The organism is Nioella aestuarii (assembly GCF_050896395.1).
In the GTDB taxonomy this organism is placed as follows: Bacteria; Pseudomonadota; Alphaproteobacteria; order Rhodobacterales; family Rhodobacteraceae; genus Nioella; species Nioella aestuarii.
The window spans coordinates 1-14,896 of sequence record NZ_JBPBBA010000013.1; the positions used below are offsets into that span (position 1 = coordinate 1).

15 protein-coding genes and 2 tRNA genes are annotated in these 14,896 nt (G+C 60.2%); 6 read left to right on the forward strand and 11 right to left on the reverse strand.

The window, feature by feature from the left end; translation table 11 throughout:
- The first annotated feature begins 52 nt into the window (after positions 1-52).
- The 4 genes from ACROHD_RS09490 (at position 53) to ACROHD_RS09505 (ending at position 2,917) form a co-directional block, all read left to right on the forward strand.
- On the forward strand, positions 53-757 hold the full coding sequence (locus ACROHD_RS09490; protein ID WP_432677567.1) for a phage major capsid protein: 705 nt from the start codon (positions 53-55) through the stop codon (positions 755-757).
- A gap of 227 nt (positions 758-984) precedes the next feature.
- Positions 985-1,359 (forward strand): hypothetical protein, encoded by a 375-nt coding sequence (locus ACROHD_RS09495; protein ID WP_432677466.1) that lies wholly within the window; start codon positions 985-987, stop codon positions 1,357-1,359.
- 244 nt (positions 1,360-1,603) lie between these two features.
- Positions 1,604-2,110 (forward strand): OsmC family protein, encoded by a 507-nt coding sequence (locus ACROHD_RS09500; protein WP_432677467.1) that lies wholly within the window; start codon positions 1,604-1,606, stop codon positions 2,108-2,110.
- Positions 2,111-2,113: 3 nt separating this feature from the next.
- Entirely contained in the window at positions 2,114-2,917 is an 804-nt protein-coding gene (locus tag ACROHD_RS09505; protein WP_432677468.1) for a class I SAM-dependent methyltransferase, read from the forward strand.
- Between the two features lie 392 nt (positions 2,918-3,309).
- On the opposite strand, the gene ACROHD_RS09510 is transcribed toward ACROHD_RS09505, so the two are convergent.
- Together ACROHD_RS09510 and ACROHD_RS09515 are read right to left on the reverse strand one after the other, a co-directional pair.
- Positions 3,310-3,384, reverse strand: a tRNA-Asn gene (locus ACROHD_RS09510).
- A gap of 68 nt (positions 3,385-3,452) precedes the next feature.
- Positions 3,453-4,331, reverse strand: a complete 879-nt coding sequence (locus ACROHD_RS09515; protein WP_432677469.1) for an MBL fold metallo-hydrolase — start codon at positions 4,329-4,331, stop codon at positions 3,453-3,455.
- A gap of 40 nt (positions 4,332-4,371) precedes the next feature.
- Between ACROHD_RS09515 and ACROHD_RS09520 the strand changes: the two genes are divergently transcribed.
- Complete coding sequence (locus tag ACROHD_RS09520) at positions 4,372-5,688, forward strand: ATP-binding protein (protein ID WP_432677471.1); 1,317 nt, start codon at positions 4,372-4,374, stop codon at positions 5,686-5,688.
- Between the two features lie 638 nt (positions 5,689-6,326).
- On the opposite strand, the gene ACROHD_RS09525 is transcribed toward ACROHD_RS09520, so the two are convergent.
- A tRNA-Arg gene (locus tag ACROHD_RS09525) sits at positions 6,327-6,403 on the reverse strand.
- A gap of 119 nt (positions 6,404-6,522) precedes the next feature.
- Between ACROHD_RS09525 and ACROHD_RS09530 the strand changes: the two genes are divergently transcribed.
- Positions 6,523-8,025, forward strand: coding sequence for a fused MFS/spermidine synthase (locus tag ACROHD_RS09530; protein WP_432677473.1), 1,503 nt, complete (start codon positions 6,523-6,525; stop codon positions 8,023-8,025).
- 85 nt (positions 8,026-8,110) lie between these two features.
- On the opposite strand, the gene ACROHD_RS09535 is transcribed toward ACROHD_RS09530, so the two are convergent.
- The 8 genes from ACROHD_RS09535 to ACROHD_RS09570 all read right to left on the reverse strand — a co-directional run bounded on the left by ACROHD_RS09535 (position 8,111) and on the right by ACROHD_RS09570 (position 14,858).
- Positions 8,111-9,331: a cysteine desulfurase gene (locus tag ACROHD_RS09535; RefSeq protein WP_432677475.1), complete on the reverse strand. Its 1,221-nt coding sequence runs from the start codon at positions 9,329-9,331 to the stop codon at positions 8,111-8,113.
- 11 nt (positions 9,332-9,342) lie between these two features.
- Positions 9,343-9,927 (reverse strand): Yip1 family protein, encoded by a 585-nt coding sequence (locus tag ACROHD_RS09540; RefSeq protein ID WP_432677476.1) that lies wholly within the window; start codon positions 9,925-9,927, stop codon positions 9,343-9,345.
- Positions 9,924-10,466, reverse strand: a complete 543-nt coding sequence (locus tag ACROHD_RS09545; protein WP_432677477.1) for a hypothetical protein — start codon at positions 10,464-10,466, stop codon at positions 9,924-9,926. Before ACROHD_RS09545 ends, ACROHD_RS09540 begins: the two co-directional genes overlap by 4 nt.
- 4 nt (positions 10,467-10,470) lie before the next feature.
- Complete coding sequence (sufD, locus tag ACROHD_RS09550) at positions 10,471-11,766, reverse strand: Fe-S cluster assembly protein SufD (protein WP_432677478.1); 1,296 nt, start codon at positions 11,764-11,766, stop codon at positions 10,471-10,473.
- Positions 11,766-12,521 (reverse strand): Fe-S cluster assembly ATPase SufC, encoded by a 756-nt coding sequence (sufC, locus tag ACROHD_RS09555; RefSeq protein WP_432677479.1) that lies wholly within the window; start codon positions 12,519-12,521, stop codon positions 11,766-11,768. The genes sufD and sufC overlap by 1 nt, the downstream gene beginning before the upstream one ends.
- A 76-nt stretch (positions 12,522-12,597) precedes the next feature.
- The gene (locus tag ACROHD_RS09560) at positions 12,598-13,071 is read right to left on the reverse strand and encodes a hypothetical protein (RefSeq protein WP_432677480.1); all 474 of its coding nucleotides are present in this window, start codon (positions 13,069-13,071) and stop codon (positions 12,598-12,600) included.
- Positions 13,072-13,191: 120 nt separating this feature from the next.
- Positions 13,192-14,085, reverse strand: a complete 894-nt coding sequence (locus tag ACROHD_RS09565; protein ID WP_432677481.1) for an FkbM family methyltransferase — start codon at positions 14,083-14,085, stop codon at positions 13,192-13,194.
- Positions 14,085-14,858: an FkbM family methyltransferase gene (locus tag ACROHD_RS09570; protein ID WP_432677483.1), complete on the reverse strand. Its 774-nt coding sequence runs from the start codon at positions 14,856-14,858 to the stop codon at positions 14,085-14,087. Before ACROHD_RS09570 ends, ACROHD_RS09565 begins: the two co-directional genes overlap by 1 nt.
- Between the last annotated feature and the right edge of the window lie 38 nt (positions 14,859-14,896).

Sequence of the window (14,896 nt, forward strand, 5' to 3'; positions counted from 1 at the left end):
TTGGCTGCGATGAACCAGAAAACCTCCGTTACGAAAACCTCAAATCTGTCCCATAGGCGCTGACGTCAGACAGCCAGCTTGGCGCGCGGAAGCGGGTGCAGTTGCAAACTCGGATGGCACGTTCGGGGCGGTTGTCCTGACACCGCGCAGCTTGGCGGTTGCCGTCGATATCTCTGCCGAACTGATGGCCGATTCCTTGAACTTGGCGACAGCCCTGCCAAACATCCTTGCAGCTGCGATGGCGGTTGAACTTGACCGGGTTGCGCTGATCGGGAGCGGCACCGCACCTGAGCCGCGTGGCGTCGCCAATACGTCCGGCATCGGAACGTTTGCGCAGGACGCAGAGATTGCCAGCTATGCGAACTTGTCCAAGGCGCGCACGGGCATCCTGACCGCAAACCGTGGGCCAGTGTCGGCTTACGTCATGAACCCGCGTGACGAAGGGTCGTTCGTTGACCTGATGGACAGCACCGGGCAACCGCTCATGGCACCCAACGCCGTGGGCAGTATCCCCATGCTCACCACCACGTCGCTGCCGATCGATGGCGGCACCGGCACCGACGAGTCCACGATCATCGCGGGCAACTTCGCTCACCTGCTGGTAGGTATCCGGTCCGGTATTCAGATCGAACTGTTCAAAGGTCCGAAATACATCTCGAACCTGCAATTCACGATGGTCGCGCACATGCGGGCAGACGTAGCGGTTGAGGATTCCGCCGCGTTCTACGCCCTGACCGGCGTGGGCCGGGCTGCATAACGGGGCATTCTTTTGAGGGCGATTGGCCAGCCCGACACCGGAAAGCCGAATGCGCTGCCCCGCTATTCTCGCAGGCGTTCAATTCGGCAAGGCACAGTCCCGTCCTGACAATCTATCAGGGCGGGGCACCCACGGGATAGGGGGGGGTCATCGGGCCTCTAGCCGCAACCGCTTCGGTACCGATGGTGGGAACACAACTTTCGCAATGCCAAAATGGGGAATTTGAAATGGGACGACCTCGAACACCTGCCGCGATTGCCCGCATCACGGGCGCTGACAAATTGCATCCTGGCCGCCACAAGTCACGCTCCGAGCCGAGCGTTGCCCCTATCGGCAATCCGCCGGACAGGCTTTCCGGCGTTGAGCGTAGGGCGTGGCTGAGCCTTGTCGCTGACCTGCCGTGGCTTGGGCGCTCCGACCGGATGCTGGTGGAACTGGCTGCAAGGCTGACCGTTGTCGTGTCAGAACCCGACGCGCCGCTTGCGGCCTTTACGCAGTTGCGGCTTTGCCTTTCTTCGATGGGCGGAACGCCGGTTGATCGATCAAAGGTCGCTGCGCCGAATAGTGATACCGACGATCCGGGAGCTGAGTTTTTCCAGTGACTGATCAACTACCACCAAACGCCCGCGTCGCTCATTATGCATTGTTGGACGAGCGGCGATGCCCGGTTCCAGCCCGAATCGGACATGATACGAAACAGCAGAGCCCATCAGAGCGGACCTTGATGCGGAGACAGTCGAGCGGCTGATGTGCGGACGGAGCTGCCTTTGGCTTTGGATTACTAGACATATCGCGAGAATCTCGCGTAAGCTTCCAACACTATCGCGGGGCGTGGGGGATAAGAGCATGAAATCTGACGAAGAGATTCGACTGGCGCAGGAGCGCGTAATGTCGGTCTTTCATCGTCGTCCCGAGGCTGCCTTGGACACAAAACACGCGGACGCCAGCATATCCGAAGGTCTGACATGCACGGTCACAGAAGGCGATCGGGAAGTCGTAATCGACATGCCAGAACCGGTGGGCGGAAGTGAATTGGGCCCGTCACCTGGTTTTCACGCGCGAGCCGCCATAGCGGGCTGCGTTGCGATTGGCATTAAGATGACTGCGATCCGGCTTGGTATTGAGCTTCGTTCAGTCAAAGTCGGCGTGGACATGGATTTCGACGACTCTGCTATTTTGGGAATGGGCGAAGCGAGCGCGGCGCCTCTCAGAACGCATCTCAAGATTACAGTCGCCAGCGACGCCGATCGGGAGACGCTGCAAGGGCTGGTGGATGCCGCTCTTGAGGCCGATCCCTACTTCCTCGCCCTGCGTGATCCGCAAAAGGTCGAGACAAGTTTGGAGTTCGGATAGACCATGGATGCCCGCCTTCAAATCAGAGTACAGAGATACGGATGGGACGCGGCAGCGCCCCATTATGAGGCCGGTTGGCAGAATAGCCTGCTGCCAGCCCAGAAAACCTTGATCTCCATGGCAGGATTAGAACCCGGTCAGGATATCATCGAAACCGCGTGTGGATCAGGTCTTGTGACCAGAATGCTCAGTGTGGCGGTCGGTCAAACGGGATCAGTCCTAGCGACCGATCTCGCGCAAAAAATGGTCGAAGCGACAAACGCCCTCGGCTTGGAGAATGTCAAAACTGCAAGAATGGGAGCTGAAGCTCTGGATGCCGATGACGCAAGTTTTGATCGGGCTGTCTGTGCGTTGGGTCTGATGTACAGTCCCGATCCTCCCAGCGCCATTAAAGAGATGCGTCGCGTACTGCGACCCGGGGGTCGGGCCGTGGCCACGGTATGGGGCGAACGTCGGAACTGTGGCTGGGCAGAAGTCTTTCCCATCGTAGACAAGAATGTTCAGTCTGAGGTTTGTCCCATGTTCTTCGCGACTGGCGCACCGGGTGGATTGCGCCGCGATTTCGAACAAGCTGGCTTCCAAGGCATCGAAGAAGTCAGGCAATCTGAAACGCTGGAGTACTCAAACGCTCGTGACCTACTGGAGGCCGTCTTGCTCGGCGGGCCGGTTGCGCTGGCGATAAAGAGGTTCGACGAGCAAACGATGCAAGAAGTTAGTGAAGAATTCCTGGAGTCTGTTTCCGACTTTCTGGTTGATGGAGCTTATCGGATTCCCGGCGAGTTCGTTACTGTTTCAGGCATCCACTGACACCGATGAAACGACACCAGCGTCCCTATTTTCAACGGCCGCTTCGGGCTCTCACCCGGCATCCGCCGCACTTTGCTTGAAGGTCCGCTGTCTGGACACCGCTAAAACTTTGCAAAGCCCGCTTTCTGCGCCTCGCGGGCGTTTGCGACTGACGCGGCAAATTACTGCAAACCGCTCGATCCTGTGGAGACGCCATGTCAACTACGCCTGAACGTCCCCGCGAGACCGAAAGCCGGTCAGGCGATGATTCTGGCGCGACAGACGGTTTTCAGATTACGGACATGGCGCGGCCAATGGGTTTAATCTGTTACCCTAGACGTTACCCCTACTGTAAAACGAAAAAGGCCCCATAAGGGGGCTATTCGCTAAATCCCTGTATTTGTTGGGAATTTTGGCTCCGGCGGTAGGGATCGAACCTACGACCAATTGATTAACAGTCAACTGCTCTACCGCTGAGCTACGCCGGAACTGAGGGGGATATAACAACCTCGTTTTCGGGCGTCCAGAGGGTTTTCAGGAAAAAGTCCACAAATTCTCATATGATGTGGAAACGGGCGGTTGTCGCCAGCTCCGGCGATGGCGAAACCATGTTTCTCTCAACAAGATCAATAAGATGAGCGAGAACATTACGCTCGGCTATTGGCATCAATCGGGCGTCGATATCTGTGTAGATCCGGGTGGTCAGCTCGGTCGGAGTGGCCGGTGCGCCGTGAAGGGCGTTCAAAATCTGCATTTCGCGGTCGGCGCGGTGATCAAGCAGATCCTGGCATCGCTTGCCCGGGTCAGTCACCGCATCCCCATGGGCGGGATAGAACAGCCGGTCCTGGCGTTGAATGAGACGGCGTAGCGAGTGCCGGAAGGCGGTAAGGTCACCGTCGGGGGGCGAAATCAGCGAGGTGGCCCACTCCATCACGAGATCGCCGGAAAAAAGTGCGTCCTTCCAGGCAAAGCTCAGGTGGTTGGCCATATGGCCAGGCGTGTGCAGCACCTCCAGTTGCCATCCATCGCCAGCAATCACATCCCCGTCCGAGATGTGCTGATCCGGCTCAAAATTCGGGTCGACGCCCTCGCCTCCTCCGATCCCACCGGCGGCAGCCAGTTTTTGCATCGCCAGCGACCGACCCCACTCACTCGTGCCTGCTGCCAGAACCGGCGCCCCTGTGGCGTCGGACAGGCTGCGTGCAAGCGGCGAGTGATCAAGATGGGAATGTGTCACCAGGATGTGGCTGATCCTCTGGTCGGGACCGATCTCGGCCAGAATCGCCTGCAAATGGCTGCCAATTTCGGGGCCTGGGTCAATCACGGCGATATCCCGTTCCCCCACCAGAAACGTATTCGTGCCATGCAGGGTCATGGGAGATGGATTGGGGGCGGTGATCCGGCGAAGTCCCGGTTCCAGAAGGATTGCCGTCATATCTCTTTCCTATGCCCCTGTCGCGGGGTTAGATGGGGCCATGCGATGGGACTGGCTCAAACAACTCATGCCTCGGGGGCTCTATGGTCGGGCCGCCCTGATCCTTGTGGTTCCCATCGTCTCGCTACAGCTTGTCGTGTCGGTTGCCTTCCTGCAACGTCATTTCGAAGATGTCACGCTTCAGCTGACCACGGCGCTTGGGTTCGATCTGCGATTGATTTCGGATCACCTGCGTGAAGGTGGCCGAGACGCCGCCCTGCCCGTCGCGACACGCCTCGATATTCATGAAAGCACCGGCGGCGTGCCGGAATGGGTCGATGACGAACATGCTGCACGGCGCTGGTATGACTGGTCCGGGCGGGTGGTGATTTCAACCTTGGACAGCATGGTGCCGGAAATCTCGTGGATCGATCTGGCGCGCAATGATCGTCGCGTGATCGTGCAACTTGCCGTGGATGACGAGACCTTGATCCTGGAGATCAACCGCAAACGTGTCTCGGCCTCCAATCCGCATCAGCTTTTCGTCATCATGATCTTTACCGGCATCCTGATGACGGCGGTTGCATTCGTCTTTCTGCGCAACCAGGTGCGTCCGATCCGGCGGCTGGCCCGCGTGGCAGAAGCGTTCGGGAAAGGCCGGGTCGACCCCTACAAACCATCAGGCGCCTTGGAGGTCCGGGCCGCGGGCCGCGCGTTTCTGGACATGCGCGCGCGGATTGAACGGCAGATCGAGCAACGCACAATGATGCTGTCAGGCGTCAGTCATGATCTGCGAACCCCTTTGACCCGCCTCAAGCTTGGCCTGTCGATGCTGGAAACCGGCCCCGAAACGGACGAACTATTGCGCGATGTCGAGGAGATGGAGGCGCTGCTGACAACCTTTCTGGATTTCGCTAGGGCCGATGCCCTGGACGATCCTGAAACGGTCGATGTGTTGGCTCTTGCCCGGCAGGTGGCCGAAGACGCCGTTCGCATGGGCGGAAAGATAGAGCTGGTGGTGCCAGACAAAGCACCTGCAGTGGCCTTGCGTCCCGGAGCGGTCAAGCGGGCGCTGTCCAACCTTCTGGTCAATGCCCTTCGCTATGGAAGCCACGCAAGACTGACAATGACGGTGCTGGACCGTGCCCTTCGCTTTTCGGTCGAAGATGATGGCCCCGGCATCGCCCCCGAGGACCGCGACCGCGCCGTTCGGCCCTTTGCCCGTCTGGACGAAGCGCGCAACCAAAACCGGGGCGGCGGAGTGGGCTTGGGCTTGGCCATCGCAAATGACATCGCCCGCAGCCATGGCGGCACAATGCGCCTGTCGCAATCCCAAGATCTGGGCGGGCTTCGCGTCGATTTTGTCGTGGCGCGCTAAAAATCGCTGCGTCAACCAGGGTCGCCTGGTGCCCCGGTCTTGGCATTGGGTCTGTCGTGGTCGGCACCCCAAGCTGCTCCTCAGCCAGCTTCATCCGCGCCGCGATCCACCAGATGCCGCGACTGCACATCCTGCGATTGTCATCAGGACTTGGCCGGATCGTCTCGGACAGCCATCAAGACAACCCCAGCAATTTCTCACCCGGCCAAGTTTCCGGGCGTTAACCGACGCCTCAGACCAAATCGGTGGGGCTGGCTTCGACGAAAATCATGTGACCTGCTTTCACGAGAACGCACGCCATCTCCCAATGCTTGCGAAACGATTGCAGTCCCCTTCAACCGCAGCATGCGCCTCCCAGGATGGTCCGTAATCCGGCTTTGCCGATCGCACCGGAATTCGCCAAGCTGATTGGCCTCTCGCTTGCCTCAAACCAATGCGATCCGTTGGATGTTTGCCCGCGACCGGTAAGCGGTGCGAGTCGAGGTGCAATGGCCCCATGGCTCCTTTTGGATGCGGCGGCTGAAACAGAAGGCACCGTCTTTCACGAAGGTGAATGTGGGCGCAATGGTCTCCGACATGGTCCACGGCTTATAGCAGTGGCCAAAAGCTGAGTCGAACCAATGATATAGCTTGAGAGGTGGCGCACCCGAGAGGATTCGAACCTCTGGCCTCTGCCTTCGGAGGGCAGCGCTCTATCCAGCTGAGCTACGGGTGCCGCGTTCGCCGCGTATAGGACATCCCGGAAGGCGCTGCAATTGCAAATCTTCTGCCATGGCCCCTTGTTTCGTGCCTCAGGCTCATGACAATTGTCAAAAGCAATCAAGGACCTTGCCAATGACCCGCGTAACGCCACTCTGGCTGCTGCTGACCCTTCAGACAGGCGTTTCCGCCGCCTCTTTGGTGGTTGAGATCGTCGCGGGCCGGATGCTGGCGCCGCATGTGGGCATGTCGCTTTACACCTGGACCTCGATCATAGCTGTCGTATTGGCCGGGTTCTCTGCGGGGCACTGGTGGGGCGGGCGGCTGGCGGAACGGCCGGTGGACAAGGCGCTGGCCTGGACCGGCGGGGCGCTGATCGCGGCTGCTCTGACAACGGGCATTGCTGTGAACCTGCTGCGCCTCGTCGCCACGCCGCTGCTCAACGCGGTAGGTCATCCCGTCTGGGGCATCGCCACCATTACCATGGCGGTTTTCTTCCTGCCCTCCTTCTTCGCGGGCGTCCCTGCCCCGGTGCTTGCGCATGTCTCTGTCACCCGTGCCGCGCCCGATCAACAGGGTCGCGCTTTGGGGGCCATGTTCGCAGCGGGTGCAATTGGCGCGATTGCCGGCACGCTGCTGGCCGGGTTTCTTTTCATCTCCTGGCTCGGGACATCCGCCACCCTGGCTGTTGTGACCGCAACCTATGTCATCTCGGGCCTGTTGCTCTTCTGGCTCGCCCGTTCCGCCGCGATGAAAATCGCCGCCATCGCCGCTCTCATTGCCCTCGCCCTATCTGGCCTTGCGCTCGCCACGCCCTCGCCCTGCACCGTGGAAAGCCGCTATTTCTGCATTCGCACCGTTGACATGTCAGCCGATCCCAACAGCCCCGTGCATCTGATGGTGATCGACCATCTCGGCCACGGGATGAGCGCCCGCGACGTCCCCACCGTGATGTTCACCGAACATGCCGCCATGCTGGATGAGCTTGCCCGCCGCCGTGCGCCGCGTGCCGATTTCACCAGCTTTTTCATCGGCGGCGGCAGCTACTCCATCCCGCGTGCGTTCACCGAACACGGCACCGGCCCGATGGTGGTGGCCGAGATCGACCCCGACGTAACCGCGCTGGCAGAGCGCGATTTCTGGTTCGACCCCGAAACCGTTACCATCCTGCATGAAGATGCGCGCCGCGCTCTGCTGACCCGCCCCGACCAGCTCTATGACGTCATCATAGGCGATGCCTTTACAGATGTGGTGGTGCCGGTTCACCTGGTGACGCAGGAGTTTTTTGAGCTCGCCCGGTCACGCCTGACCGAGGACGGTACCTTCCTGATGAATGTGATCGACTACGAAGACCGGTTGCAGGCGCTCGGCTCGATTGTGCGCACCATGAGGCAGGTCTTCCCAAGCGTCGAGGTCTGGACCCAGGCCACACAGCCCGAGCCCGGCAGCCGCATGGTCTTCGTCATCGCCGCCGGCAACACCCCCTCCGATTTCGATGAGTTCAGTGCACCCATGCCATTTCGCATGACTTTCGGCGCATTGGGCGACCGGTTCGTCACCCAGATCGCAGAGGCACGCGGCCTGGTTCTGACCGATGACTACGCGCCCATCGACCGGTTGATCGGCCGCCCGGACTGAACCTTCTTCTTGGCTGAAATACTCCGGGGGTCCGGGGCAGCGCCCCGGCGGGTCGACGCGCGAAGCGCGGCGAAACGATCCGCCTTCAGGCGAACAGCTCGTGGCACAATTCCAGCGCATCCACCAGCGCGTCCACCTCTGCTTCGGTATTATACATGCCGAAACTCGCACGGCAGGTGGCCGTCACACCCATATGCTCCATCAATGGCTGCGCACAGTGATGGCCCGCACGCACCGCCACCCCCTTCTTGTCGAGCACTGTGGAGATATCATGCGCATGGGCTGCGCCCTCCAGCGTGAAGCTGAAGATCGCGCCTTTCGTGGCGGATTTGCCCTGTACGTTCAGCCAGTTCAGCCCATCCAAACGCTTACGCGCATAGGCACAGAGCCGTTTTTCATGGGCGGCAATGTTGTCCATGCCGATACCCATCAAATAATCCAGCGCCACGCCCATGCCGATCTGTTGCACGATGCCGGGTGTGCCGGCCTCGAACTTCATCGGCGGATCGTTATAGGTCACGACGTCACGGGTCACATCTCGGATCATGTCGCCGCCACCCATGAAGGGGCGCATCTCGATCATCCGGTCCTTGCGGATATGGATCGCACCGGATCCGGATGGGCCATAGAGCTTGTGGCCGGTGATCGCATAGAAGTCGGCTCCGATCGCTTCGACATCCACCGGCATATGCACGGCAGCCTGAGATCCGTCCACCAGCACAGGCACGCCCTTTTCCTTCGCACCCGCAACGATGGCTTTCACATCCACCACGGTGCCAAGCACGTTTGACATATGGGTCACGGCCACCAGTTTCGTGCGCGGGGTGATCGCGTTCAGAACGGCCTGAGGATCAAGATCACCATTGGCATCCACGTCCACCCATTTCAGAACCACCCCCTGGCGTTCACGCAGGAAGTGCCAAGGAACGATATTGGCATGGTGTTCTGCGACCGAAAGGACGATCTCGTCGCCCGCTTCCATCCGCGGCATGGCCCAGGAATAGGCGACAAGGTTGATCCCTTCCGTGGTGCCGGAGGTGAACACGATCTCTTCCTCGTCCTTCGCCCCCAAGAAGCGCGCCACGGTGCCGCGCACGGCCTCGTATTTCTCGGTCGCGAGATTGGAAAGGAAATGCAGGCCGCGATGGACGTTCGCGTATTCCTCGGCATAGCCGCGCGTCACCGCGTCGATCACAACCTGGGGTTTCTGCGCCGAGGCGCCATTGTCCAGATAGACCAGCGGCTTACCGTTCACCTGACGAGACAGGATCGGGAAATCGGCGCGGATTTTGTCGATATCGTACATGGTTCTTGTTCCTAGACGAGACTGAGGCCCATGGCCGAAAACAGGATGGAGAGCAGGATCGCAAGCCCAAGAAGCGACACGATAATGCCCGCGAAAACCAGACCGAGCGAGGTGAAGCCGTGCAGCTCTGCCACGAAATTCACCATCAGCCAGAAGAAGAGCGCCAGGGCCGCGATAGAGATTACGTCGGTCAGCGGCGGCAAGACGAAGAGGGCCGCCAATTGGATGACACTGAAGCACAGCAGGATGAACTGCGCCCAGATGACCAGTGCAAAAGCCTGCTCAAAACTGCCCCTCCCGCCGAACGCCGCTCCGATGCGAAAGGCACCGAAGGCGAGGATCAGCCCGACCATGCCCTCGAATGCGGTATAGGTAACAGCTGTTTCCGCTGGCATGGACATGCCGTCAGGCAACGGTGCCATCGACAGGAAAATGACCGAAGACATCGCCGAGAGCACCAGCTCCAGCAGGTAGAACTGCATCAGGATACGCCGCGGCAGGTTCAGCCCCATGATATGGCGCGCGCCTTCGCGCGGGTCGCTCAGCGTCTCACGGGCGAGCCGCAGCAGCGTGGGAAGATGCAGCAGATGCGTCATGCGCGTTCAGCTCCTTCACCGCGCTCGGCCTCAAACAGTCCGGAAAGCCAAATCCAGAAAAACCCGGCTGCAATGGCATAGTTCATGACCATGACCATGGCGGATGAGTGGCTGACACTGGCCATGCCGCGCAGCAGGAAGAGCGGCGAAACCGCGAGGATCGCCCAGAACAACGCCAGTCTTGCATTCACCCCCTGCCCTTTCCCCCCCGCCAATCGGGCCAGCACGTGGGTCAGCCCGCCGAAGAGATAAAGGATCAGCGGCCAGACGAAGATCCAGGCAAACAGCGTGATCGCCAGCCGCGCATCCAAAGGTGCGGGACCATCTTCGCCGGTCAGTTGCTCGGACAATGAGGGTGCGGCCAGGCCAGTGCCGGTCAGATCCGGGATCTGGCTGAGGAAGATGATCAACAGGCCAACCAGCAGGTAGATGAACCCCCGCGCCTCGGGCCGATCGCTGGTGCGATTGCCATCCATCAACGCCCGCATCACCTGACGCGGGCGCGCATAGCTGCGCAGAAGCTCTCGGGTGACCGACAAGCGCTTACCCCCTGTGCCGATCCAGCCAGCCTTGCAGGCGGGTCAGGATGTCTTCGCGCAGGGTTTCATCCTCGATCTCGTCGATGGCTTCCGCCAGGAAGGCCAGAACCAGAAGGTCCGTCGCCTCAGCATGGCTGACCCCGCGCGACCGCAGATAGAAAAGGGCCTCTTCGTCGATCGCGCCGGTGGTGGAGCCGTGCGAACACTGCACATCATCGGCGTAGATCTCCAGTTCCGGCTTGGCCTGGAAACTGGAATCCTCGTCCAGAAGCAACGCCTGGCTAAGCTGATAGCCATCGGTTTTCTGGGCGTCGGGTTTGACCAGGATCTTGCCCTGGAACACGCCTTCGGCCCCGTTGCGCAGCACCTTCTTGAACACCTGTCGGCTTTCGCAATCCACCGCGTCATGGGTGACGAACACCGTGTCGTCGTGGTGAAAGGCGCCCGAGGCCCCATCGCCAAGCGCCGCACCGGCAATATGTGCTACGGCATTGTCGCCCGTGATCTCAACGACCTGTTCGTTGCGGGTCAGCACGCCGTTCACGGTGAGGGTAAAGGATTTATAGACAGATCCCTCGCCAAGCCGCGCAAACATATGGGTGGAAGCCCGGCGTTCGTGGTCGCGTCCCTGGGCGCGGACATGGTGGAATTGGCCACCATTGGCCACCTCGACCTCCATCACCTTGGAAAAGCGTGCCGCTGCGGGTCCGTTTTCCAGTACCGTGACCGAAGCGCCCTCCTCCACCTTCACCAGATGGTGCAGGATCGCGTCCGAGGTTTCGGATTTGTGCAGGTAAACCAGGCTGATGGGCTTTGTCGCCTTGCCCGTGGCGCGGATGACCACACCGTCGGTGGCGAAGGCAGTGTTCAGGGCTGCGTGGGGGCGTTCCACCGGGGTTTGGCCACGGGTTTCCAGCACACCATACAGGTCGCGGGCCCAGTGAATGTCGCGGGCCAGCGCGTCGGACAGGCGGTCCACCTCGACACCTTCCATCGACAGATCGTCCGACGCAGCCGCGTCAAACACACCGTCAACGAACACGATCTTCAGCCGGTCCACATCAGAAAACGGCATTGTTTCATCGGTGACGAACAACCCCGCACGCGGGGCGTCGGGCTGGTTCAATGTGGTCGGGTCAGAGTATTTCCAGTATTCGTCGCGCTTTTTCGGCAGGCCCATGGCCGTCAGCCGGCCAAGCGCCGCGCTGCGCGCATCATTGGCCCATCCGGCGCCCTCGGGCATGGTCTGCCCGGCGAGGCGGTTGGCCAGCGGATCCTGTTTCAGAGCCGGGTTCGCCATTACGCGACCTCCGCCAGGATGTCTGCATAGCCGTTCTGTTCGACCTCAAGCGCCAATTCCGGCCCGCCGGTCTTCACGATGCGGCCGTTTGCCATGATATGCACCACGTCGGGTTTGATGTGATCCAGCAGACGCTGATAGTGAGTGATCACCAGGAACCCACGGCCTTCGTCGCGCAGAGCGTTCACCCCTTCTGCGACCAGCTTCATCGCGTCCACGTCGAGGCCGGAATCGGTCTCGTCCAGAATGCACATCTTGGGTTCCAGCATCGCCATCTGCAGGATTTCGTTACGCTTTTTCTCACCACCGGAAAAACCTACATTGACGGGGCGTTTCAGCATATCTGCGTCGATCTTCAGCGCCTTGGCCTTTTCGCGCACGACCTTGAGGAATTCGGCAGCCGACATTTCCTCTTCGCCGCGTGCCTTGCGCTGCGCGTTCACGGCGGTGCGCAGGAAGGTCATGTTGCCCACACCAGGGATTTCGACAGGGTACTGGAACGCCAGGAAGACACCGGCGGCGGCGCGTTCCTCGGGCTCCATCTCCAGCAGGTCTTCGCCGTTCATCAGCGCTTCACCATCCGTCACCTCATAGCCATCCCGGCCCGACAGCACATAGGACAGCGTCGATTTGCCAGAGCCATTGGGCCCCATGATCGCATGGACCTTGCCCGCCTCGACGGTCAGGTCGACACCCTTCAGGATTTGCTTGTCCTCTTCTTCCAGAGAAACGTGCAGGTTCTTGATCTCAAGCATGAAAACCTCTTTCACATAGCAGCCAGACCCGTCTGCGCACTGCGCAGCGGATGGCCCGTGGTCATGTCAGGGCAGCTCAGAAGAGCGCCAGTTTCGTGGGATCGGTCAGACGGATGACGTGGTGAACCCAAGTCTCCGAGAACAACAGCGCGAACAGGCCCGGAAAGGCGTGAACGGCCATATGCATGGTAAAGGCCGCTGCGAACATGCCAACGGTCTTGGCGGCAGTGTGTTCGGGGCGTTTGAAGTGAAAAATCTGTTGCAGAATGAAGCCCGCCAGAAAGGCCAGCCCCATATCGACCATCAGATTTGAACTGTTCAGATGCGCCGAGCCGGGCGTAACGCCGGTCAGGTGAAACCGCGCGTAGCGCGCAGCCACGACCACCAGCATTCCGACGCAAAAGGCCGCGACCAGCGACAGAACATAGAATATCCCATCCCCGCGCGGCTTTCGCCTGGGGGTGTCCGGGGCCTTGGCCCGGCGCGCCTCGATCCGTGCGACCCGTTCCGAGAAGCTGGAATCGACGATTGTGCTGCCAGATCTGCTCATCCCCGCAAATGGCCCCGAAATTGTGGCGTATTTTGGGATAGGAACGCGGCATTTTCATCCGATCCTTGTGGCCGCATCGCAGGGCTTGCCGCTCTGTAAGGGGGCAGGTGAAATACATGATCACCCCTCGTTCGAAGCGCCATCACGGCGCTGATGGTGGCGGAAGCGGGCGATGTAATCGGCGGGAAGATCGGCAGGCGCGGCGCCACGGGCAATCAGGTGGTCGATGCAATGCAGCGCCAGGTCCGGGCTGTCGAACACCGTGTCGGCGGCAAAGGCCAGATGCATCAGCTGATCATCGCTGAGACCCGCCGTTTCCTCGTCCCGGATATAAACCGCGTCGCCATCCAGAAGCTGGCTGGTAAGCTTCGGACGCACGACCTGGTCCTCGTGATCATGAGGCATCATCACCGATTTGGTGAACATGAATTTGTGCAGCTTGAAGCCCTGCGCACGCAGTTCCGCATCCAGATCGCCAAACAGCGGCTCACCATCGTAAATCCGGTGGAATCGCACTTCACTTACGATCGCTACGGCGTTGGAAAGTTTGGCAATTCCGCCACGAAGCACCTCTAGCTCACCGCCCTGAAGATCCATCTTCAACAGATCAACAGGTGGCAGTTCAGCCAGCGTATCCAGCGTCACAGGTTCCAAAGGCACCGGCTCGATCCGATCCGACAGCCATTTCTGCTTGCCGATCGCACGCACAGCCCGTTCATCCAGCGGATAGAGCGAGGTGAAACCGGGCGTCGGGTGAATATAGAGCGTCCGTTTACCGGGCAGGCCCACAGCTTCGCAGAAATAGGTCTCATGCCCTGACGGGGTCTCGACCAGCTTGGCGAACTGTGCCTCGTTCGGCTCAAACCCGTACACATGGGCCAACCCGTCATCCAGCAGCCCCTGATAGGGCGGTGTCGACAGGCGACTGGCCCCCACATCGCAGATCCGCATGGGACGCGAGGGCTGTAACGCGCCGGTCAGCACCGCGCGACGTTTGTCGGCATGACTGGCCATTACGCTTCCTTCCGCGACGCGGGCCGCACAAGATAGTTTATGCTGGTTTCATAGCGCTTGACCTCGGTCTCGACCTCATATCCGGCGCTCTGCCGCCATGCGTGGAAACCATCATCGTTGTGCTTGTCGACCTCAATCAGCATCCAAGGGCCACAGCGCTTCAACGTGGCTTCCAGCCCTTTCAGCACCTGCAACTCCATGCTTTCCACGTCAATCTTGATGAAATCCGGGGTCACATCAGCCAGTGCTTCGTCGCCCGCGACGACCCGCAGATCTCCCTGCCCTGGCAGCATTCGAGACGCGCCAAGGTTGCGGCTCCGCTGTTCCATTGCAAAGCCTTCGCCAGACGTGTCCGACAGGCCAAGTCCGAGCCATGACAGATCGAAGACACCGCCGAAACCGTTCATCGCGACATTGGCCAGAAGCAGTTTGTAGGCCGCCACATTCGGTTCGAATGGAATGACTTTAGCAGGCGACAAAAATGCCGCGACATAGAGAGAATGGTTGCCGACATTCGCGCCGATATCAACATAGGTCGCCCCAAGGGGCATAACCCGCTTGATCAGGCTCAGCTCGCGCCCTTCATAGAGCAACCCGATGCGGTGGTGGCGCTGGATCGGGTCGCGTTCCATATCGACGGCAAACCGAAACTGGCGCCCCGCGATGGTGCAGGCCACAACGTCGATACCTTCAAATACGAATGCCTCACCACCCGCAATGGCGGCGCGGGCGGCATCCAGATCGAAGGGGGTATTGACTGCGCCGTCTGCCATCAGTTGATGTCCTCTTCACCGGCGAAAAATTCTTCTGG

Bases quoted from the DNA above. Each gene is read 5' to 3' on its own strand.
- ACROHD_RS09495 (WP_432677466.1), top strand. From the start codon at position 985: ATGGGACGACCTCGAACACCTGCCGCGATTGCCCGCATCACGGGCGCT.
- ACROHD_RS09500 (WP_432677467.1), top strand. From the start codon at position 1,604: ATGAAATCTGACGAAGAGATTCGACTGGCGCAGGAGCGCGTAATGTCG.
- ACROHD_RS09505 (WP_432677468.1), top strand. From the start codon at position 2,114: ATGGATGCCCGCCTTCAAATCAGAGTACAGAGATACGGATGGGACGCG.
- ACROHD_RS09515 (WP_432677469.1), bottom strand. From the start codon at position 4,331: ATGACGGCAATCCTTCTGGAACCGGGACTTCGCCGGATCACCGCCCCC.
- ACROHD_RS09520 (WP_432677471.1), top strand. From the start codon at position 4,372: ATGCGATGGGACTGGCTCAAACAACTCATGCCTCGGGGGCTCTATGGT.
- ACROHD_RS09530 (WP_432677473.1), top strand. From the start codon at position 6,523: ATGACCCGCGTAACGCCACTCTGGCTGCTGCTGACCCTTCAGACAGGC.
- ACROHD_RS09535 (WP_432677475.1), bottom strand. From the start codon at position 9,331: ATGTACGATATCGACAAAATCCGCGCCGATTTCCCGATCCTGTCTCGT.
- ACROHD_RS09540 (WP_432677476.1), bottom strand. From the start codon at position 9,927: ATGACGCATCTGCTGCATCTTCCCACGCTGCTGCGGCTCGCCCGTGAG.
- sufD (WP_432677478.1), bottom strand. From the start codon at position 11,766: ATGGCGAACCCGGCTCTGAAACAGGATCCGCTGGCCAACCGCCTCGCC.
- sufC (WP_432677479.1), bottom strand. From the start codon at position 12,521: ATGCTTGAGATCAAGAACCTGCACGTTTCTCTGGAAGAAGAGGACAAG.
- ACROHD_RS09560 (WP_432677480.1), bottom strand. From the start codon at position 13,071: ATGAGCAGATCTGGCAGCACAATCGTCGATTCCAGCTTCTCGGAACGG.
- ACROHD_RS09565 (WP_432677481.1), bottom strand. From the start codon at position 14,085: ATGGCCAGTCATGCCGACAAACGTCGCGCGGTGCTGACCGGCGCGTTA.
- ACROHD_RS09570 (WP_432677483.1), bottom strand. From the start codon at position 14,858: ATGGCAGACGGCGCAGTCAATACCCCCTTCGATCTGGATGCCGCCCGC.